The 20,306-nt window shown below is 34.6% G+C and carries 21 protein-coding genes and 1 pseudogene; 5 read left to right on the top strand and 17 right to left on the bottom strand.

Going from position 1 to position 20,306, the window contains the following annotated elements:
- Positions 1–275, top strand: a 275-nt coding sequence (locus J0N78_RS13890) for an IS3 family transposase (protein WP_209123716.1), incomplete at its 5' end; no start/stop codon positions are given.
- Between the two features lie 168 nt (positions 276–443).
- Here the strand turns inward: J0N78_RS13890 and J0N78_RS13895 are convergent.
- On the bottom strand, positions 444–1,814 hold the full coding sequence (locus J0N78_RS13895) for a hypothetical protein (protein WP_209123717.1): 1,371 nt from the start codon (positions 1,812–1,814) through the stop codon (positions 444–446).
- Between the two features lie 265 nt (positions 1,815–2,079).
- Between J0N78_RS13895 and J0N78_RS13900 the strand changes: the two genes are divergently transcribed.
- Positions 2,080–3,300 carry an MFS transporter gene (locus J0N78_RS13900; RefSeq protein ID WP_209123718.1) on the top strand — a complete coding sequence of 407 codons (1,221 nt, stop codon included), beginning with the start codon at positions 2,080–2,082 and terminating at the stop codon, positions 3,298–3,300.
- Positions 3,301–3,437: 137 nt separating this feature from the next.
- Here the strand turns inward: J0N78_RS13900 and J0N78_RS13905 are convergent, their stop codons facing one another.
- From J0N78_RS13905 to J0N78_RS13920, 4 genes are all read right to left on the bottom strand, one after another.
- The gene (locus J0N78_RS13905; protein ID WP_209123719.1) at positions 3,438–4,784 is read right to left on the bottom strand and encodes a flavin monoamine oxidase family protein; all 1,347 of its coding nucleotides are present in this window, start codon (positions 4,782–4,784) and stop codon (positions 3,438–3,440) included.
- Positions 4,785–4,978: 194 nt separating this feature from the next.
- Positions 4,979–5,986 (bottom strand): rod-share determining protein MreBH, encoded by a 1,008-nt coding sequence (mreBH, locus tag J0N78_RS13910; protein ID WP_209123720.1) that lies wholly within the window; start codon positions 5,984–5,986, stop codon positions 4,979–4,981.
- A gap of 385 nt (positions 5,987–6,371) precedes the next feature.
- Positions 6,372–7,436 carry an SDR family oxidoreductase gene (locus tag J0N78_RS13915; RefSeq protein WP_209123721.1) on the bottom strand — a complete coding sequence of 355 codons (1,065 nt, stop codon included), beginning with the start codon at positions 7,434–7,436 and terminating at the stop codon, positions 6,372–6,374.
- Between the two features lie 260 nt (positions 7,437–7,696).
- Positions 7,697–8,617 (bottom strand): DMT family transporter, encoded by a 921-nt coding sequence (locus J0N78_RS13920; protein ID WP_307794938.1) that lies wholly within the window; start codon positions 8,615–8,617, stop codon positions 7,697–7,699.
- A gap of 154 nt (positions 8,618–8,771) precedes the next feature.
- Here J0N78_RS13920 and J0N78_RS13925 point away from each other — a divergent pair, with 154 nt between their 5' ends.
- Positions 8,772–9,632 carry a hypothetical protein gene (locus J0N78_RS13925; protein ID WP_209123722.1) on the top strand — a complete coding sequence of 287 codons (861 nt, stop codon included), beginning with the start codon at positions 8,772–8,774 and terminating at the stop codon, positions 9,630–9,632.
- 49 nt (positions 9,633–9,681) lie between these two features.
- Here the strand turns inward: J0N78_RS13925 and J0N78_RS25815 are convergent.
- The 5 genes and pseudogenes from J0N78_RS25815 to phaQ form a co-directional block, all read right to left on the bottom strand.
- Positions 9,682–9,967: pseudogene (locus J0N78_RS25815) on the bottom strand (NAD-dependent epimerase/dehydratase family protein); the annotation flags it as partial.
- Positions 9,968–10,110: 143 nt separating this feature from the next.
- A complete protein-coding gene (locus J0N78_RS13930) occupies positions 10,111–10,296 on the bottom strand; it encodes a hypothetical protein (protein WP_247747316.1) in 186 nt (61 codons plus the stop codon).
- Between the two features lie 163 nt (positions 10,297–10,459).
- The gene (locus tag J0N78_RS13935; protein ID WP_209123724.1) at positions 10,460–11,371 is read right to left on the bottom strand and encodes a CBASS cGAMP-activated phospholipase; all 912 of its coding nucleotides are present in this window, start codon (positions 11,369–11,371) and stop codon (positions 10,460–10,462) included.
- Between the two features lie 186 nt (positions 11,372–11,557).
- Complete coding sequence (locus tag J0N78_RS13940; protein WP_209123725.1) at positions 11,558–12,112, bottom strand: hypothetical protein; 555 nt, start codon at positions 12,110–12,112, stop codon at positions 11,558–11,560.
- A complete protein-coding gene (gene phaQ, locus J0N78_RS13945) occupies positions 12,084–12,533 on the bottom strand; it encodes a poly-beta-hydroxybutyrate-responsive repressor (protein ID WP_209123726.1) in 450 nt (149 codons plus the stop codon). Before phaQ ends, J0N78_RS13940 begins: the two co-directional genes overlap by 29 nt.
- A gap of 173 nt (positions 12,534–12,706) precedes the next feature.
- Between phaQ and J0N78_RS13950 the strand changes: the two genes are divergently transcribed.
- Positions 12,707–13,492: an alpha/beta fold hydrolase gene (locus J0N78_RS13950; RefSeq protein WP_209123727.1), complete on the top strand. Its 786-nt coding sequence runs from the start codon at positions 12,707–12,709 to the stop codon at positions 13,490–13,492.
- A gap of 370 nt (positions 13,493–13,862) precedes the next feature.
- On the opposite strand, the gene J0N78_RS13955 is transcribed toward J0N78_RS13950, so the two are convergent.
- From J0N78_RS13955 to J0N78_RS13975, 5 genes are all read right to left on the bottom strand, one after another.
- A complete protein-coding gene (locus tag J0N78_RS13955; protein ID WP_307794939.1) occupies positions 13,863–14,954 on the bottom strand; it encodes an alpha/beta fold hydrolase in 1,092 nt (363 codons plus the stop codon).
- A gap of 27 nt (positions 14,955–14,981) precedes the next feature.
- Complete coding sequence (locus tag J0N78_RS13960; RefSeq protein ID WP_209123729.1) at positions 14,982–15,539, bottom strand: polyhydroxyalkanoate biosynthesis repressor PhaR; 558 nt, start codon at positions 15,537–15,539, stop codon at positions 14,982–14,984.
- Positions 15,540–15,585: 46 nt separating this feature from the next.
- Complete coding sequence (locus tag J0N78_RS13965; RefSeq protein ID WP_209123730.1) at positions 15,586–16,212, bottom strand: hypothetical protein; 627 nt, start codon at positions 16,210–16,212, stop codon at positions 15,586–15,588.
- Positions 16,213–16,268: 56 nt separating this feature from the next.
- Entirely contained in the window at positions 16,269–16,706 is a 438-nt protein-coding gene (locus tag J0N78_RS13970) for a hypothetical protein (RefSeq protein ID WP_209123731.1), read from the bottom strand.
- 194 nt (positions 16,707–16,900) lie between these two features.
- On the bottom strand, positions 16,901–17,455 hold the full coding sequence (locus J0N78_RS13975) for a hypothetical protein (protein WP_209123732.1): 555 nt from the start codon (positions 17,453–17,455) through the stop codon (positions 16,901–16,903).
- 262 nt (positions 17,456–17,717) lie between these two features.
- Here J0N78_RS13975 and J0N78_RS13980 point away from each other — a divergent pair, with 262 nt between their 5' ends.
- Positions 17,718–18,503 (top strand): alpha/beta fold hydrolase, encoded by a 786-nt coding sequence (locus tag J0N78_RS13980; protein WP_209123733.1) that lies wholly within the window; start codon positions 17,718–17,720, stop codon positions 18,501–18,503.
- Between the two features lie 77 nt (positions 18,504–18,580).
- Here J0N78_RS13980 and J0N78_RS13985 read toward each other — a convergent pair whose 3' ends face one another.
- Positions 18,581–19,666, bottom strand: coding sequence for an alpha/beta fold hydrolase (locus tag J0N78_RS13985; RefSeq protein ID WP_307794940.1), 1,086 nt, complete (start codon positions 19,664–19,666; stop codon positions 18,581–18,583).
- Between the two features lie 22 nt (positions 19,667–19,688).
- Positions 19,689–20,279: a polyhydroxyalkanoate biosynthesis repressor PhaR gene (locus tag J0N78_RS13990; RefSeq protein WP_209123734.1), complete on the bottom strand. Its 591-nt coding sequence runs from the start codon at positions 20,277–20,279 to the stop codon at positions 19,689–19,691.
- Between the last annotated feature and the right edge of the window lie 27 nt (positions 20,280–20,306).

The raw sequence follows: 20,306 nt of genomic DNA on the forward strand, positions 1-20,306 counted from the left end.
ATTACCAAATGAAACAGTATCGTCATGCCTTAAAAGAACATGGAATAACACAAAGCATGTCACGTAAAGGAAACTGTTATGACAACGCCGTTATAGAGAATTTCTTTGGAATTATGAAGTCTGAATTTCTTTATCTAAATGAATTTGAAAGCATTGAACATTTTAAACAAGAACTTGAGGAATACATGTTTTATTATAATAACAAACGTATAAAGTCAAAATTAAAAGGCAAGAGTCCGATACAATACCGAACACTTGCCCAACAAGCAGCTTAATAAAATTATCTGTCTAACTTTTTGGGGTCACTTCAAATCCAAGCGTTTTATAAGCTAAATGTATTGTGATTTCTTTTGCTTTTTCTGTTGTGATTTTCAATACTTTTTTACAATCTATTTTACCTTTTATCCACGGTATTGGAATTACTTATCAAACTGAGAAAGCTTTTACAGTAATAAAAAGCCAACCAAGACACCAATTGCTCCGTAAAAAAGTGCAAAGGGCATATTGCGAACGGTAATCCGGTATGGGTTTTGATGTGTATTCATTGATGTCATAGTTACGGTAACCCCGTAGGTCCCGACTGTCGCCGTCGCTAACGCTCCGGTAATAAGCACCAAGCCAATACTTACTGGGTTTACGATCGTATACAATGGTGGTAACACTTCGATTAATACACCAATCGTAGCTATTGGATGAACACCGATCATACTCATGGCGAGATATGTCATTTGAATGAGAAATAATATAATTACCGGCTGATCGGATGCCCCTAAAAATGGCTGTTGAATCGCTTGAAGAAATGGAGTTTCATTCAAACTACTTGAAAAGAACGCTAAAGATAAAAAAAGAACGACAAAATTTTGCATGTTATTCGTTCTTACTTTCCAAGTTTTCCAACCAATAGAACAGAAGCTATGCCATCTTTTCAATATAATAGCCCACCCAATCGAAAAGGGTAAAATAACTAATGTAACAGATAAGATAAAGTTTAGCATGAAGTAATTTCCAACTGCTACAACTATGACTAAAAAAGTTGTCAGCGCGATTATTAATTGAACAATTTGAAAAATAATTTTTTTTGGTTGAAGCTTCTTAACCAATTCGTTTCCTAAGGGTTGGTATGGTATTGATTGAAATCTCTTTTGACTCCAAAGACTATCTAAAGTGAAGATAATCATCGAACACAAAAACAACCAAGGTAAGTATGATAGGTAGCTTATCCCCGTCGCATCGACCGTAATGGCAACCATGATTTCCATCGGACTCCAAGCTAATGCAAGAGCAAATGCTCTTAAGGTTGTTCGACTAATAAAGGAATCAGAAATGTTCTTCTTCATTTTTTCCATGTTATGTTTAAGAACATCTTGTGTTAATGGAAGGGCAGATAAATTGATAAACGTACATAAAATGTATGTCGTAAATGAACTTCTCACATACAGCTTCCCTAGATCAGCTACATTAGCTTTCATTATTTCATTAATTCTGCGATCAAAACGGCCCGATCGCACAACATTATGCATCCATGGAAGTACGGTCAAAAAAGCTAATAATGGCATTGTTGAAGTTGTATAAAGTGGGATTTGGTAGATTGGTAGTCCTGAATAAATATATAACACTACCCCAATCCCTAAAAAAATAGTACCCATAATGCGAAACAACCTAGTTGCTCCCAGAAAAGAAATGCCTAACATTGGTATTGCTAAAATGCCAACAATATAAGTTACTACAATATTTTCAATAAAAGTATTTATAATAAACAGGAACAAGATTGAGGAGTACATCCAATATAAATTATCATTGATCCATCTACACATATGATTTCCCCTTTGTTTTAATGAACAAACTAATATTTCGTCTCCCTACATTCATAACATTAATATACCTTACTCCTCTTTTAGAAATCTTTCAACCTATTTGCACAAAGTGTTCTGAATTCATAAGAGTAAATTATTTTCATTTTTGACAAAAACAATGTAAAATTAATTATCAGAATATTAACCTACTAATTAAAAACTAACTCAATATTTATATAGAGTGTACAAAGAAAATTATTTAACTTAATCAGAAAGGAAGTTCTTTATGCAAATAAATAAAAATAAGAGAATATGGATGTATGGGGCGATAGGAATGTTAACAACGATAGTCGTACTAGCTTTCGCAAGACTTTCCTATGGAGTTGTACTCCCTTTTATGAGAGGTGGTTTAAATATTACATACAAAGAAGCTGGGCTGCTCGGTACCATCACTTCATTAGGTTATGTAAGTATGGTCATGTATGCTGGAATACTTGCTGCTAAATGGGGTGGTAAAAAAACGATTTTACTTGGTATCTCTATAGTTACAATCGGTTTTCTTGGACTTTCATTCAGTTCTTTTTATGGAGTGATCATAATTTTTATGCTCTTATTAGGGATAGGTACAGCATTTACGTACACTCCGTTAATTTCTTTGCTCGTTGCTTGGTTCCCACAACATAAAGGATTCGTCATCGGACTGACAGCAAGTGGCGTTGGTGTTGGAATGCTATTGACTGGTATCATTGTTCCTTACTTAAATAGCATTTATCCTGTTCTCGGTTGGAGAATGTCTTGGGGGTTGTTTGCTATCTTTAGTTTTATCGTAGTTGTCTTAACAATACTATTCATTAAAAACCCACCTTTTACCGCAACCTTTGATCAAAATCAACAACATACCCGACCTAGAGATATTTATAAAAATCGTACAGTCATTAATGTCGGATTGATTTACGGTATTATTGGGATCGCCTACATTATCCAAATGTTGTTTATTATGAGTTTTATGATCGAATACGGAATCGACGCTACATTAGCGGGACAGTTAATCGCTCTAAATGGTATTTTGTCCATTTTTAGTGGTCCTATTTGGGGGATAATTTCAGATAACTTAGGAAGGAGAAAATCATTAATTTTAACAATGGGCCTTACCTTAACTTCAATGCTTTTGCCAATTTTATACCCAACAATTGTAGGTTTCATCATTCATATTGTCGTTTTAAGCTGTACTTTAATCGGTTTATTTACATTAGTTCAAGCTGCAAGTATGGATCAAGTAAAACCAGCTGACATGCCACTAGCTTTTAGTTATGTCACTTTATACTTTGCAATCGGTCAATTTATTGGTCCTACTATTGCTGGTTGGCTAATCGATGATTGGGGTGGTTTTAAAGCGGCCTTTCTCTTTTGTTCCTTCTGTTTATTGATTGGTTTATTTTTAACATTTAAAGTAAAAAGTACAGATCAAAGCCAAATTAAAAGCGAAGTCAGTGCGGAGGTCAATTAAAAAAACAACAATATGAAGAGCTTTGAAGAGGATAATTTAAAAAGAGGGTAACTAAGAGACAGGTGTTAGACACTCTTAAACCAAATTTCGATAAATCTGAGGAGCGTAAACACTTATAAGTCACCCTGCGATGGCAACTACTTCATTTTAATACTCTTAATTACTTCCTCTGCTGCCCTTTGTCCTGATTGAATTGCTCCTTCCATATATATACGCCATTCATTAGCAGTTTCTGTTCCTGCCCAATGAATTGGACCAATCGGTTCGCTTAGTGCTGAGCCGTATTTCGTTAGAACTCCTGGTGGAAAGTGACTACCATAACCACCACCTGTCCATTTTTCTTCTGACCAATCTTTTTCCAAAAAACGGATAGGGGTAGCAGCCTTCTTACCATAAAAGCGGACTAATGACTTTAACGTTTCTTGTTTTCTATAATCCTTACCCATCTTACTAAAGATTTTTGCATTTTCTCCACCTATTAATACCGTTAGCACTCCGAAAATCTCGTCTTCTGGTGTACTATCCATCGTAAAACTAATTGGCCCTTTGTCTGAATATAACGAGCCATTCAATTCTTCCTCGCGCCAAAATGGCCGATCATAAATTAAGACCATTTTAATCACAAATGGAAAAGTTGCTAATGATTGTAGCTCCTCCCGATCCTTTGGCAGCCTTGGATCAAACGTAATGTGCCGAACGATATTCGGTGGGGCAGTAATAATCACTTTTGTCGCTTCCCATCTTTCACCATTTGAGCTAATAACCACATTTTCACTACCATACTCAATTTTGCTTACCGGTTTTCCGAAAAAAACCCTCCCTTGTAAATGCTCAATCATTCGCTTAACCAACGCTGTTGCGCCAGGTTCGATCCAAAATTGTTCAGCTGCCAATAATTTATTCACATTACCTGCTGATTTTATAAACCAAAGGACATCGAGTGCAGATACATTATGTAATTTCTCATTCATTTCTTCTTCAGCTAATAAAGCAAAAACCTTTTTCCCCTCATCAGAAAACATATGTTTATCAACAAAATTTTGCATCGTAATTTTATCAAGGCTCTGTCCTAAATCTGATTTCCACGGTTTTTCAGGAAGTTGTTTAATTATATGATTGATATTTCGTTTCATTTTAAAAAGGTCAATAATTGCCAACCTCGACATTTGGGGAAAAGAACCATGAACTTTTTTTATACTACCACTTTGTTCGTATATCGTTTTTCCCTTTTGATATGTTGAAATTAACTTCAAGCCATATTCATCAATTAATTGTATAACTCTCAGATGAGAAGAACTTACCCATTGTGCCCCTAAATCAAGTCCGAAACCTACTTCAGTTAAACTAAATAGTCGACCTCCAGAGCGTTCACGTGCTTCCAATACACCGAATGATAAATCTGCTTTTTTTAGTTCATGAGCTGCAGCTAATCCTGACAAGCCAGCTCCGATAATTACAACATCAACATGATTGGATGTATACACGATCATTCCTTCTTTCAACTGGCCTAATGACTTAATCAATACTATATTTTTGTGAGTAGAAATATTACCTTTGTATGACTAGAATAGCCACTCACAATAGGTTTATACTTCTAAAACTAAAATGAAATTCCTAATAGAAAAGCGCCTTTAGCTCTAATGGCAAAAAGGCGCTTTTCAACAATAATAACTATCGATTAGACAACTCGTTTTTTAAATTTTGATAACATTTTAAGAGATTTACCAGTTCCGATAGCAACCGATTCTAATGGACTTGGTGCAATCATTACAGGAACGAAGATCTCTTCACTCAACCAGTTCTCGATCCCATTTAATAAAGCACCACCACCAGTCAAAATCACGCCCCGTTCAACGATATCTCCACTTAACTCTGGTGGACATTCTTCTAAAGTGGCTCGTATTGCTTCTAAAATGTGAAGCAGATCCTCCTTTATAGAATATTGAATTTCTGTCGAATGAATCGTAATATTTTGAGGTAAACCTGTAACAAGGTCTCTACCTCTAATTTCAATCGACTCCTTTTCATGTTCGCAAGGAGCATAGCCGATATCCATTTTTATTTGTTCTGCTGTTCTTTCACCAATTAGGAGATTATACTTTTTACGGATATATTGAATGATGTCTTCATCGAATTTATGTCCGCCAATCCGAATAGAATGACAGGTTACAACGCCACCAAAAGAAATAATCGCTACTTCAGTAGTTCCTCCGCCAATATCTACAACAACATTCGCAATCGGTTCATCCACTGGTAAACCGGCGCCAATCGCTGCTGCAACAGGTCCCTCAATCAGTTCTACCTGCTTTGCACCGCAGCTTCTAACGGCGTCTATGATCGCTCGTTGTTCTACCGAAGTAGATCCAGACGGGGCACAAATGATGACGCTCGGTTTTCTAAACGACAATCCCAGTTTTTTAGCTGAAACATTCATCACATGCTTAAGCAGCATAGCAGTTACATCAAAATCAGCAATGACACCATTTTTTAGCGGACTAACCACTCTAATATTCTCAGGAGTCTTACCGACCATTTGTTTAGCGTCCATTCCTACAGCTACAACTTCCTGTGTTTGTTTATTTATTGCAACTACGGACGGGTCGTTCATTATTATTCCTTTATCTCTACTATATACAAGAGTATTAGCTGTTCCTAAATCAATACCTAATTCAAAATTTGAAAACATACTTTCCACCAACTTTTTATATTCTTTACTATTTGACCATTTTAACAATATTCTATTAAGATCAAACAGCTTCTATTGCCTTATCTTATATGTAAATTCATGTAGGAATGTGTAAAAGATTTTCGAAAAGAAGGATCAATGTATGAGTAAATGTCATATTGTGGTTCTAAAATGATCACAACTAAGCTATTAGTACTATTTCTATAGTTCTACCGAAAAGTTTTTAATATATTATGAAAAGATAAATATTAGGTTAATTTTGTAAAATTTTCTGTTATTTTAATTGAATTATGATATAAATAAAAGGAGCTGACTCCAGAAATATGAGTCAGCTCTCCAAATTTGGTATAATCTTAACTTACTTTCTTTACTATAAGCTTCCTTTTTAAGATAACACTGGTTCTTTTTCTTTTTTATAGCCCAGAATAATTGTCTTAAACATGTCATCATCCATCATTAACACTCTATTATTTGTTGCTTTCAGGAGTTCCTTCGTGTTAGAGATATCAAATTCAATATCTCGATTAAAATATACCGAAAAACTTGAGATAAACTCGTTTAAAACTGCTTCTTCTTTTGTTAATGTCACAGTTTCTTTTCGACTAAATTGGATAGGAGGTAAATCCAGTAATTTCTGGATGACTTTTAATCCCGTATTATTTACTGGTGGATTAGGATTAGTAATGTGATAGATTTTTTCGTGTTGAGCATTTTCTAATCCAGCGATAAGAACTCGACAAACGAAATCAATAGGCACAAAATTTTGCGTGCCTAAAGGATTTCCAATTATATTAAACATCTTTTCTTTATAATCACTAACTCTAGAAATTCTCTTTTTAAAAATTTCAAGCCCTTTTAAAAATCCATACAAGCCAAACATTGATTCTGTTTTACCTGTTTTAGAATCGCCTACGATAATCGCTGGTCTAAAAATAGAAATCTTCATCGTCTTGCTGAAATTCATCACTAAATGCTCCGCCTTACATTTCGTTTCTTCGTATGCATTATTAAATTCTCCGTTAAGATCATGTAAAGTTTCACTCGCTTGAACTTTCTTTCCTAAAGTATAAGCTGTACTAACATAATAATAAGATTTAACACCGATATTTTTTGCGAACTCTAATGTGTTTTGAGTACCATGATAGTTAATTTTATTTAACTCTTCTTTTTTTTTCATATCGAACGATAAAAGAGCAGCAATATGATAAAATACATCAATATTATTTTCTAATCTAATTTGATCATCTTTAGAAATCGATAGTTCAGAATTGGAAAGGTCACCCTCAATAATTTCAATTTGAGATTGTTGATGTAGAGGAATTTTATCTAATAAAACATGACTCTTCTTTTTTGAACGAGCCAACACAAATACTTTATGTTTTGACTCTATTAATTGTAATATCAGTTGAGTACCTAGAAAACCAGTACCTCCTGTTAAGAAAATATTCATCTCGTTGCCCCTTTCCGAGCTGTCAGCATTTAAATCACCTTTAAGTATAACAAAGAATAAGCAATACTTTGGTGTATAAATCTTTCAATTTTGTGAAGAGTCTCCCTTACATTCTTTAAAAAGGATAAAAAGTAAGGGGTTATGATATCCATTTTTCGATTAGATGGCTATATACAATTAAGATCCCTAATTGAAAAGGAGAGTCAGGCTCTAAAAAGGAGGATCGAATCCTATTATTTTCCTTTAGTCATTATTTCAACTTAACTGGACTTTCGTAAAGCAGCTTTTTTCCAACGAGAGGATAATTTTTGATCCATTAATCCTGTCGTCAAATAAACACCAATAAAAACGAATAGTCCACCTAATATTTGGACAAGTGTGATCATGTTACCTAATAACACACTGATAATCGCTGTGAAAACAGGGATCAGGTTTAAAAAAATGCCAGACTGACTAGCACCAATTTCACGAACAGCCACATTCCAAAAAATAAATGAGCAAACCGATGGAAAAATAACGAAATAAACAATACCAGTAAGTGCAAGCGGACTCAAATCTGAATAAAAAGTTAATCCTTGTGATAAAACAAATGGAGCTAGAAGTAGTATCGCAAATAACGTTGATACTGCTGTAGCAGTGATCGGTGGTAACGTTAGACGTTTTCCAATAATTGAATAAAAAGTCCAGACAACAATTGCACCAACCATCAAAAGGTCGCCTTTATTAAAGTCAAATTGAAAAATACGACTAAACTCGCCTTGCGTTAAAATAATGATTGCTCCAGCTAAAGAAATGCAAAATCCTAGAATCTGTGCTTTCGATAATTTTTCTTTTAATAATATAACAGAAGCGACCACAATGACGCCTGGGTTCATAGCTGCAACTAACGAAGCGTTTATAGAAGTCGTGTATTCTAATGCGGAATATAGAATCAAGTTGTAACCGATAATTCCAAGAACTCCGACCAAAATTAAGTAAGGCCAATCCTTTTTAATTAGTTTCCAATTCGGCTTTTCTAGGAAGTGAGCAATCGGAAACAATAAGAATAATGCAAAAAACCATCTAGAAAATGTCATCCAAACTGGATCGATTTCAGTTACTACGAAACTTCCAAAAACAAAATTTCCGGCCCAAAACAAAGTTGCTAAAATTAACATAATCCAAACTTGATATTTTTTCACGATGAGCACAACCTTTTACGAACTTTATTCTTAATTAAGCAAACAAAGTAGTAATTTCTTCATCATACGAACCACTCGTTATTTTTAAATCCCTAAAAGAAGAGGAATAAGACAAAAATTACGCTTCATACTCTCTTCTTAAGGGGTGAAGTGTATGGAAATGATGAAAATTCCACTTTCAAAGATAACTCCTGCTTTTGAAATAAAAAAGTGTAAGAGTGAGGTAAACACCATTAAACAAAATATGAATTTTAAATCGGTACTATTTATTCCGCTGTTTGTTGAAAAGCAACCAAACGGAAAATATTTACTTATAGGTAGCTATCAAGATTATTTTGCTTTTAAAGAGACTTTTAGTGAAACTGCAGAAAATGTTCTTCTGCCTTGTATAACCATTAATACATCAATAAGTAGAAAAGAACGACTGTTAATTATTTTACGATACTTACTTCAATACTCCCGACTTGATCCATTAGATAAACACGTACTATTTGTACAACTTAGAAAGCATATTCCACTTGAAGTAATCGCAAAAGAAACAGGTTACCCATGTCGTGAAGTGTTGAATTACCTATTTCACCCCAACATTCCTCTGAAGTTTCGTAGATTAGATTATTCAAAACGCCTTCTTATCCTGAATAAAATTGAAACACTTGATTTAGACCCTGATCTGAAAGAAAAATTATATCACTTAGCCGTCCTTCAGGATGATCACCCCAAACGGTTAACTTTTGATAAACTGAGGTGCTTTAGCCGCTTTTTACAAACATTTAAAGAACAAATTAGTCGAATTTCAAAAGTAGATAAGGAAACACTATTAATAAAAATCATTGAGTCGGATATTTATATTGATCGATACCTTGAAAGTTTATTAAAAGAAACCGTTAGCCGTCAAGGTATTCAGCTTAAGTATTCCTTTCTAGAAAATGAAATAAATCCTATCCCGTTCTCAGTTAAAAATAGACCAAAACATGTCTTACTTAAACTAAATAAAAAAATACTTATAACGGTTTAGTTGTGTAAAACGAAAAGGGTTCATCTTCTTGTTATGAACCCTTTTCTTATAGGTGAGCTGCTAATGTCTTACCGCCTACAGGATCCAACAGCCCTAGCCCAAAATTGCTTATCACACGAGCGATTTTTCTCGGGTACAACATCTTCACGTGAGATTACTTCATTAGCGCCAAGAGTATGTAAAAAATCGTGCTCCGCTTCCTTGCATTTTCTTGCAACTACATCATAACCTCGTTTCTATAATCTTGCAACGACAAGACTCCCTACTTCTCCAGTAACACCGGTTACAAGCATTTTTCCTCTTATAGGTGTTAATCCGTTCTCTTCTAAACTATGTTAAAAAGATTAGAAGCTTATATTGCTTCTGTATTTATTTATTAACAAATAAAAATAACAAAACCAGCCTTTTTTCTGCTTTCCACAGGAAAATGACTGGTGGTTTGACACTTATAATATTTTAAAGCAATAATTCAATATTTCTAATCTGTTCTTTTCGTTCCACCGTTTGCCTTTTTTAATGACTTATTTATATTTCTATTTTTTTGCTTTTCCACAGCGATATTTCTTTCACCACCGTCCGCTAGCTCCTCTGCAAATTCTTGACTAACTTCATTTTCACTTAATGCCAGGTCTAATGGTTGACCCCTATGTTTTTTATGTGGCATCTTCATCCCTCCTTCAACACTATTTTCTAACACATCCGCTAACTTTATGTTAGAAAAAACAGGTATCATTTTCACTTTAGTGAAGTAAAGGTGCCTGGCACCATGTTAAATGGTGTCAGTTTCTATTTATCATTTGTACTATTCAATTTCGTTCTATCCACTCTCAAGCATTGAAAAACTCCAACACTTCTGCTTTTTTGTCATTGAACACCTTACTCCCTAATTGAATGAGTTCATTTATATACTTTGTTTCATCAAACGGCATTTCTTTGCCTAATTGCTCATTTAATCGTAAATAGTTCTCGCCAAGAAGATGTTGACAGTGGTAGGAAACTGACTCTGACGATAAATGAAGGGCTAAATCTAGTAATTTAGGTGTTACTTTCATCGATGGAAATTGAAATGGCAACCATTTTTTTACACCCCAATCCATATTATCATCAACTGTAAAATCAATATTTTGCTGCCCTGTACCAAGCGACAAAATATTAATTTCTTTTAATGATCGATTGAAAAATTCCATAGCTTCTGTAACGCAAACTAAAGATGGGTTATTCGCCCATAACCCGCCATCGATCGATAAGTACTTATTTTTCACTTGATTAGGAGGAAAATAAACGGGTGCTGAGCATGAAGAAAGGACGGCATCCCAAAGCTTAACAGAGAGATCATCATTTTCAGGATGGCCAAAGTTAGAACGATGAACAAATGGTTTACCATGGGTTAAATCGACTGCTGGAATAAGCAGCGGCTTTTCAATATCTGCCAATGTCAAATCTCCAAAAGCCTCTTGAAGAAAATGTCTTAAATAGTGATCGCTATATACACTTTTAAATAAACCAACCTTTGTCTGACGAACAAAGATTTTTTTTCCATATGTCTCATAATTTTTAAGGACTTCCTTCATATCCTTTTTTATAGAAATAGATGCAGCAATGACCGCCCCTGTACTGGTCCCAGCAATACAATCAAACAGGTCACCAATCTGACAATCACATTCCTCTTCTAATGCTTTTAATATGGCAAGAGCAAACACACCACGAATACCCCCGCCATCAATGCACAACATTTTCATATTTTTCTCCTAAAGTATTGATTTATTCGTCTTTATTCTTTCCAAAGTAGAAAAAAATAAAAGGGAACAGCGCTAAGCTATCCCCCTTTATTAAGCAAGGTTTTAAATTAATACTTGTTCGGTGTATGATCCTAAGCGTAATCATCATTTAATTATACAAAAAGTTGTTTTCAAATGTAGAAAAAATTAATTCGTTCCTGTTTGTACTAATGTACGGAAACTCTCCTCCATACGTCCTGCAAATGCTTTATTTTGCTCTCTTAATATTTTGATATATTCATTTGTAACAGAAGTCCATGCTGCACGACGATTACGACTATACTTAATGTATTCTTCGGTGTTTTGTTCCACTCGCTTTTCGATACGTTCAATCATATTAAACGTTTGATTAACTGGTGTTAGAGCCATTTCTTCAAATCTAGATGCAAGATCTCGCCATTGCTGGACAAATTCTTGAGAATTCTGGGATGGTTCTTTTTCAAGCCTTTCTGAAATACTTGAGGAAAACCCTTTTAATAGCTCTTCATTAGTACTTTTAGATTCTTCATAAAGCCCTCTAATCGTATTACGATAATCTCCATTAAATTTATTCATTTGTTTAATTGCATTTAAGTAAGCCTCTGATCTTTCATCATTTTCCTTACTTAAACGGGACAAGGATTCCTCTAATTGATCCCAGAACGTTTCTACAAATGTTTCTGTTACATTCACATCATTCTTCTGCTTCGCTTTTTGGCTCATCTTGGTTCCTCCTCTTTTGATCTTTATTTTGCTCTATCTTATCCTCCTTTTTAAAAGAAGGGATGTAGAGATCAAGAAAACTCGAATACATATTAAAAAATTGATCAAGCATGGATTGATAAAGCTCCAGCTTTTTAGCATAGCCTTGTAAAAAGTTTTTACCTACATCCGTAATCGAATAAAGTCGTTTAGCTGGTCCAGTTCCTGTGGTATCCCATTCGGATTTAACAAGGTTTTCTTTTTCTAGCTTACGTAACAATCGATACAAATTTCCCTGGTCCACAGTGTGAAAACCAAAAGATTGTAACTTTTGATTTAACTCATAACCATGAAGGGACATTCTACTTAAAATTAATAAAATAAATGGCAACACAAAATTCTTTGAAGGACTTATGGAAGTATCTTTATTTTCATTTGCCATATCTAACACCTCGGTAACAATTTCTTATAAGTGTATTTTACACATAGGGTGCATAATCAGTCAAGTATGCATATACATGAAATACAAAAAACTTTTTTGAAATTTCGGTTAACTAATAGTGAGTTGGATCATTAGAGAGAACAACCACTTATTTGTTTAGGAGGATTCCTACTATGTATAAAACAAAAATTGGTGACATCACCATGTATTATCAACATCTTGGAACAGGTGAGCCCCTCGTACTGATCCATGGGTTAGGTGAAATAAAAGAAGGTTGGTTTTATCAACATGAACTAGCTAATGAATATGAATTGGTCATCCCCGATTTACGTGGTCATGGCGAAAGTGAAACAACTGAAGGCATTTCCATAGAAAATTTTGCTAAGGATATTCTTCTTTTACTTGATTTCCTAAAAATCGAAAGCGCTCACATCTGTGGTTTGTCTATGGGTGGTATTGTGGCACAAGAATTATATCGGCAAGCACCTGATCGTTGTCGATCTTTAATCCTTGCTAGTACTTTGCACTATGTCCCTGATCACCTAGGGAAATCCATCATGAACATTCGAAAATACCGAATGCAGAAATTACCTATAGCTCTACAAAAACAAATCTCAGCTCGTTCGTGTTTTTATTCCTGGAATTCAAATATGTTTGAACATTTCTCTAATTATCATAGGCCAAAGCCTACAGCTTACCTGAAATCAGTTGAAGCTTGCCTCAAAGTCGATTACCGAAAATTACTTTCCGAAATTAAAGTACCGACGTTAATCATCGGCTGTCAATATGATGCAATTGTTCCTTTATGGGCGCAGATTCTCATGCATAAACGAATTCCCAATTCAGACTTATTTATTTTTAGAAGGGTAGGGCATATAGCCAAACTAGAAGCCCCAGAACAATTTAATAAGGTCCTCCGAGCCTTCTTAAATAAAAATAAGCTAGAAAAAGCAATGTAAAATTTTATAAGAAAAGCGCAAGCGCCCGTTCAGCGGCGTATGGACTGGAGCCCTCCGTATGAGATAAAGGCAACACAGAGAGCGTAAGCGATCTGATGTTAACTTATCGTAAGGAGGAGAGCGAAGTCCACTAGACGCTGGGCGCTGCAGCTAGACAAGAAAAGCGGAAGGTGTCTGCTTATCGGCGACAAACGCTGGAGGGCCAGCAATTAGTGTCTTGACTTTTAGACACGTTTGATGGACCGAAGCGACCTCGAGCCGATGACACCTGCAGCTAGACATCCTCGAAATTTCTTATTCTTTGAAATTTACATGGGGCGACTTCGCCCTCCTATATTATTATATTATTTTGGTATTGTCCTAAATAGTACTAACTATCTGATTGAACAACTTGTGAACGACTCTCTAACCATTCGTCTAGCAGAACAGCCAACTTTCCTGTTACAGCTAATGAAACGTGACCTGAATCCACGAGCTTGTACGTTTTATCTTCACTTGAAACTAGATCTAAAATAGGTAAGCTTTGTTCTTCGAGGATCAATTGGTCAAATTTTGAATTAATAACATACAGGTTTGCTTTAATATTGGATAACTCTACTTTCTTATCCCTTATCATTAGTTCGCCTTTAACTAATTTATTATCTCTACCCAAATCAAAAACTAATTGTTTAAATGCTTTACCTGTAAATGGTACATGTTCTGTCATCCACTTATTAAAACGACTCCATTTTTCCACGTACTTTTCATCACCTGCACGGGACAGTAGCATAACATATGGAGTGAAGTTAACAGGTGCTGTAATCGATCTCATCATCGATTGAACAAAATAAGGTGGCATATTTCCATAAACATCTATCATTCGTTCAATATCTAGGTCCCCATTTTTTAGTCCTTCATCCCATTTGGTTGGAGAGGACGAAATACTGTAATCAATCGGCGCTGTTGCTACAATCAAGTTTTTGATTGGTTCTTCAGCAATAGCAGCATACATTGCAGCTAACGTCCCTCCTAAACAATAACCAATGATTGAAACTTCTTCAGCACCCGAATGGCGTAACGCACGCTTTACACCTTTCTGTATGTATTCTATAACATAATCATCCAAACCGATTTGGCTATCCTCGTAGCCTGCGATACCCCAATCTAACAAAAAGACATCATAACCACGGTTTATAAGCGCTCCAATCGAACCTGAACCTGGATTTAAATCTAAAATAAAAGGCTTGTTTATTAAGGAATATACGATAAATAACGGAACATCATACTTTTTTTCTGGAGCAGGATAATACCATAAAGTGGCTTTATTTTTTTTCCAAACCGCATGCCTTGGTGTATGATCCACCTCTGGTTCAGCATTTTTTCCACTCATAATATTGAAAAAGCTCCCCCATCTCTCCCACTCTTTTTTTGGGTCTAGACTTTGAAAAGGAATAGAATACTTTTCTTTCTCTTTCGTGGACACAAACATTCCCCCATTCAATTACCGTTATTATTTATCACCTTCACCAACCAAAACCGTTTCTTTCGTCGTACCCATTAGATCTTTAAGAGAGGCAAGCTCTTCTTTTAATCCATTTAAAGACGCTAATTCTTCTTTTACTTCTTGAAGCTCTTCATTTAATTTCTTTGTGCTTACAAGTTCTTTTTTCGTTTTCGTTAATTCTGTTTTTAATTGCTTTGTTACTTTGATCACTTCTCTTGACACGTCTACTATACTTTCAATCTCTTTATTCGTTTCAGCAAACGAATCGGACAAGCTCCAAATTTGCTCTTCTAATAGATCTAACTTTTCTTCCGTTTGAATCGCAATTTTAGAAACATTGGCTAAATCATTTTTGGTTGGAATATTAAGTTGGTTCGCAAAGAATTCCTGATTTTTACGAATGAATTCAAGAAAATTTGCATTTGCATCCGAATTCATTTTTGTAAATCGAACAAACTCTGGATTATTTGTCCATAGATAAAACATATCATTCAGTTGTTTCTCCCATTGGACACTATAATTTTTAAAGGCTTCGTACGGATCATAAGTTTTGTTATCAGACATTTCCCTCGCCTACCTTTCTCTTTAAGTGATACGAATATATTGGTTTTTATGAATTTGTCATTTTTTCTGATCGTTCTATATACATATTAAATGGAAAAAGGACATTTTTAACTTGTTTTGTAAATAATTCAACCATACCTCTTTGGTTTTCATGGATAATCTTAAGTGTTCCTTTTAAATTGTTAACAAACTGAAGCCTGCTGTTTTTTCGGAACGCAACAAATCTTTCAACAGACTCTACAAACCTATCAAGTACTTCTGCGTTATTCAATGAATACATAGGAATTTTCGAAAGTTCAGTAGCTTTATTCTGGAAATTATCGAGGATTCGATTGATCTCTTCGAAAGATTGAATTGGAAATAAATATTGTAAATGAGATGTCGAAGTAAGTAGTTCTTCACGAGCAACTTTTTCCCAATCACGCTGCTCTTTAACAAACTGTTCAATTAGCTCTTTAATATTCTCTTGATTTCTTTTCGAATTTGCGACAATTTTTTTTGTGTAACGCAGCAATGCTTCTTCACGAGAAGATGCACGCTCACTCCACGCATCTAATTCTTGTAACGATTGTTTCCATAGGAGATCTAAGCTAGTAAAATGATCATCATTTGCTTTAACATCATTTTTAATTTCTGAAACAATTTCAGTATCTTTTTCATTTTCTTGACTCATTTTTATTCCTCCTTATGGTGCTTTTTATTTATGAATTAAGGCAAACTTATAAACTCTTATAAGCCTACTATTAATCCTACTAATTCTTCTTTTAAAAGTGCTAGTTCTGTTTTAGGATTTTCCTGCTTAACTTCACTTTCTAAAAAATTTTTAAGAAGAGTGATTTCGGAATTGGTTCTTTTTAAAACCTCAATGGTTTTACGCCTCTCCTTATTCAGACTGAACAGTTGGTCTTCTAAAAAATCAACTCGATCTTCATGCTTGATTACTTTATTTGCTAGGTTGGCGATATCATTTTTAGTTGGAACATAAAGTATCTCTAACCACAATTCAGCGATCTTTCTTTTTTCTATGACCTCGTCGATATGGGCATTGATCCATTTTCCAGTTTGATAAACAAAATGATGGGAGTTAAACGTAGAAAGAATATATTTATTCCATTCATCCTCTTGCTGTTTATATTGCTGAACTTGGTCGGTATGTTTTCTATTCATATAAAAATTTCCCCACATACTTTTCCTTACTTCTCTATTAAGTTTAAGAATATAACGATTTGTCTGAATAATCAATCCATTATGGGTAAAAAATTGAATTTAGTGTTAAAAATTCCGTAAAATACTATCATTTTTTAAATCAAAAGAAGAGAGCATAAAGCTCTCTTCCTAGATGTATCAAAATATTTGGTTTATCAAATTCCTGTCTTAGCTAAAGATCTGAAACTTCCTTCAATTCGACGAGCCATATTAATATTTTGTGCTTTTGTATATCTCATGTACTCGTCCGTTAGAGTTGCCCATGCTTTACGACGTTTTTGTCTATATTTAATATATTCTTCCGTATTTTGCTCTATCCGGTTTTCGATCCGGTCCATCATATCAAACATTTGTTTCACTGGAGTGAATGTAATCTCTTCAAGTTTATTTGATACATCTTGCCATTGATTTTGTAGTTCTTTTGATTTTTCTGAAGGATCATTTGACAATCGATCAGCAATATTGGAAGTTAGACCTTTAACGAGATCTTGATTTGTATTTCTAGCCTCTTTGTAAAAACCTCTAATCGACTTTCGATAGCTTCCTTTTAATTGATTAGCTTGCTTTATTGCATTTAGAAAAGCATTAAATCTTTCATCGGTTTGTTGACGATAGCGTGCTATAGCTCCCTCGTATTGATCCCATAATGTTTCTACTAGTATTTCTGATACATGATTTACTTCATTATTTTGCTTCGCCTTCTCACTCATGTTTATTCCTCCTCATTTGATTTACATTTTTTATCTCATTCCTCCATTTAAAATAAGAAGATAAATGAGCTTGCGATTAATTATTTTGATTTCTATTTTTTTATGTTTTAAAAATCTTATAGGTGTATTTTACATATAGAGGTTATAATTGGGAAATATTGCATATAATTAGATGTATAAACTGTGACAAATTGGATAACATTTACAAAATTCTGTTTAAAAACCAATGAAACTTTATATCTAACCTGGGAGGTTATTGATCATGTACAAAGTAAATGTTAATAACGTAACTGTTCACTACCAACGTTTAGGGAACGGCACACCCCTCGTTTTAATTCATGGCTTAGGAGAAATCAAAGAAGGATGGGTCGACCAACATGAATTAGCCAATGAATATGACCTCATCATTCCAGATTTACGTGGCCATGGTGAAAGTGAGACTTATGAAGGCATATCTATAAAAAACTTCGCCCATGATGTTATCGGACTACTTGATGAGCTCAGAATTGAAAACGCTCACATTTGTGGCTTGTCCATGGGTGGAACCGTTGCACAAGAAATTTACAGGCAAGCTCCTGGACGTTGCCGTTCACTCATTCTTGTTAGTACTTTTCACTATGCACCAAAAACCCTTGGAAGGTATTTCTTAAAGTTTAAAAAGTTACGTGGCAAACTTTTAACACCTAAAATGCAAAGGGAGGTAGCGGCTCGCACCTGTCTATACGATTGGGATAGTGAAAAAGCCAATAAATTCTTTCAATTTTACAATCCAAAACCGAATAGCTACCGGAAGTCTATGGAAGCTTGTCTTGGAATCGATAACCGTAAGCTTTTACCAACCATTAAAGTTCCTACACTAATTATTGGCTGTCAATACGATACAGTTGTTCCTCTGTGGATCCAAATTATGATGCATGAAAGTATACCACATTCAGAATTAGTGATCTTTAAAAATGTCGGACATATTGCAAAGCTTGAAGACACAGAAAAATTTAATCGTACCCTTCGAAGCTTTTTAGGCAAACATAGTGAGGAACAGGTGAGATAACGTGAAACTATTTTGTGGGAGGGGCTATTGTCCGTCCCACAATTTATTCTATTAAAGTAGTAAGGCAATTATTACTATTATTTCGATATTGAATTCGAACGTTTTGTTAACCATTCATCAAGTAAAACAGGAAACTTTCCTGATAATGCTAATGAAACGTGGCCAGCTTCAACTAGCTGATAAGTCTTATCTTTACTTGCAACTAGATCCATAATCGGTAAGCTTTGTTCTTCTGGAATTAAATGGTCATACTTGGAAGAAACGACAAGTAAATCAGCTTTAATTTTCGCTAAATCCACTTTCTTTCCACGAATGGTTAGTTCGCCTTTAACGAGTTTATTATCTCTGCCTAAATCATTGGAAAGTTGTTTAAAGGCTTCACCTGTAAATGGAACATGCTCCTTCGTCCATTTATTGAAACGACGCCACCTTTCAACAAACTTATCATCGTAAGCTTTTGTTAATAGTTGAACATAAGGGGTTAAATATACAGGTGCTGATATGGAACGAAACATTGCATTAACAAACGCTGGTGGCATATTGCCATATACCTCAACTAGTCGGTCAATATTGTAATCTCCATTCTTTATTGCTTCAACCCATTTGTCAGGTGCAGATTGGACACTAAAGTCGATTGGAACAGTTGCTACTATTAAATTTTTAATTGGCTCATCATCAATCGCAGCATAGATCGATGCAATCGTACCACCAAGGCAATATCCGATAACAGAAATTTCCTCTGCCCCCGAATGACGGAGTGCTCTTCTTACACTTTTTTGAAGATAATCCACGATATAATCATCAAGACTCGTCCCTTTATCTTCATAGCCTGGTGTACCCCAATCGAGTAAATAAACGTCATATCCTCGTTTAGTCAGGCCCTCGATAATGCTAGAGCCAGGATTCAAGTCCAAAATAAACGGCTTATTAAATAAAGAATAAACAAAAAATAGTGGTACATCATATTTCTTTTCAACCGCAGGGTAATACCATAAAGTAGATTTATTTTTCTTCCATACGAGTTGTCTTAGTGTATGCCCAACAGAAGGTTCAGCTTCTAATTCGTTCATAATATTAAAAAATCGATTCCAGCGTTTCCATTCTTTTGTATAGTCCAAAACTGAAAAGGGTGTTACGTTCGTTTCCATTGTCTTTGTAGTCACTAAAGCTCCTCCATTTCAATAGTTACTTCTCATTTTCACCTACAAGTACTGGCTTTAACTGTTCTTCGTTTTGTTCTTCATTATTTAAGTGCGGTGTGGCCAACATTTCTTTTAGAGCAGCTAATTCTTCCTTAATCTCATTTAACTGTGTGAGCTCCTCTTTTACTTCTTGCAATTCAGCTTTCAATGAATTATTTTCCGATAGCTCTTTTTTTGTTTTTGTAAGCTCCGTTTTAAATTGCTTGGTAATTTTAACAATATCTTCAGAAATTTTTATAATTCCATCAATTTCTTTATTTGTGTCATTAATTGAATCAGATAAATCCCAAATTTGCTCCTCTAATAAATCTATTTTTTCCTCTGTTTGAAGTGCTAGTTTAGATACATTTGATAAATCTGTTTTAGTAGGAATATTTAGTTGAGTTGCAAAGAAGTCTTGATTTTTTCGTAAAATTTCTAAATATCTAGACTGTGCATCAGAGTTAACTTTTGAAAATCGAACAAACTCTGTGTTATTCGTCCATAGGTGAATCATATCGTTAACTTGTTTTTCCCATCTTTCACTAAACTTTTTAAACGTATCATATGGGTCATACGATCTATTCTCTGCCATTTTTTCTCTCATACCCTTCGTTTTTTT

The organism is Alkalihalobacillus sp. BA299 (assembly GCF_017745675.1).
GTDB lineage: Bacteria > Bacillota > Bacilli > Bacillales > Bacillaceae_F > Alkalihalobacterium.

Bases quoted from the DNA above. Each gene is read 5' to 3' on its own strand.
- J0N78_RS13895 (WP_209123717.1), bottom strand. From the start codon at position 1,814: ATGTGTAGATGGATCAATGATAATTTATATTGGATGTACTCCTCAATC.
- J0N78_RS13900 (WP_209123718.1), top strand. From the start codon at position 2,080: ATGCAAATAAATAAAAATAAGAGAATATGGATGTATGGGGCGATAGGA.
- mreBH (WP_209123720.1), bottom strand. From the start codon at position 5,986: ATGTTTTCAAATTTTGAATTAGGTATTGATTTAGGAACAGCTAATACT.
- J0N78_RS13915 (WP_209123721.1), bottom strand. From the start codon at position 7,436: ATGAATATTTTCTTAACAGGAGGTACTGGTTTTCTAGGTACTCAACTG.
- J0N78_RS13925 (WP_209123722.1), top strand. From the start codon at position 8,772: ATGGAAATGATGAAAATTCCACTTTCAAAGATAACTCCTGCTTTTGAA.
- J0N78_RS13930 (WP_247747316.1), bottom strand. From the start codon at position 10,296: ATGCCACATAAAAAACATAGGGGTCAACCATTAGACCTGGCATTAAGT.
- J0N78_RS13935 (WP_209123724.1), bottom strand. From the start codon at position 11,371: ATGAAAATGTTGTGCATTGATGGCGGGGGTATTCGTGGTGTGTTTGCT.
- J0N78_RS13940 (WP_209123725.1), bottom strand. From the start codon at position 12,112: ATGAGCCAAAAAGCGAAGCAGAAGAATGATGTGAATGTAACAGAAACA.
- phaQ (WP_209123726.1), bottom strand. From the start codon at position 12,533: ATGGCAAATGAAAATAAAGATACTTCCATAAGTCCTTCAAAGAATTTT.
- J0N78_RS13950 (WP_209123727.1), top strand. From the start codon at position 12,707: ATGTATAAAACAAAAATTGGTGACATCACCATGTATTATCAACATCTT.
- J0N78_RS13960 (WP_209123729.1), bottom strand. From the start codon at position 15,539: ATGTCTGATAACAAAACTTATGATCCGTACGAAGCCTTTAAAAATTAT.
- J0N78_RS13965 (WP_209123730.1), bottom strand. From the start codon at position 16,212: ATGAGTCAAGAAAATGAAAAAGATACTGAAATTGTTTCAGAAATTAAA.
- J0N78_RS13970 (WP_209123731.1), bottom strand. From the start codon at position 16,706: ATGAATAGAAAACATACCGACCAAGTTCAGCAATATAAACAGCAAGAG.
- J0N78_RS13975 (WP_209123732.1), bottom strand. From the start codon at position 17,455: ATGAGTGAGAAGGCGAAGCAAAATAATGAAGTAAATCATGTATCAGAA.
- J0N78_RS13980 (WP_209123733.1), top strand. From the start codon at position 17,718: ATGTACAAAGTAAATGTTAATAACGTAACTGTTCACTACCAACGTTTA.
- J0N78_RS13990 (WP_209123734.1), bottom strand. From the start codon at position 20,279: ATGGCAGAGAATAGATCGTATGACCCATATGATACGTTTAAAAAGTTT.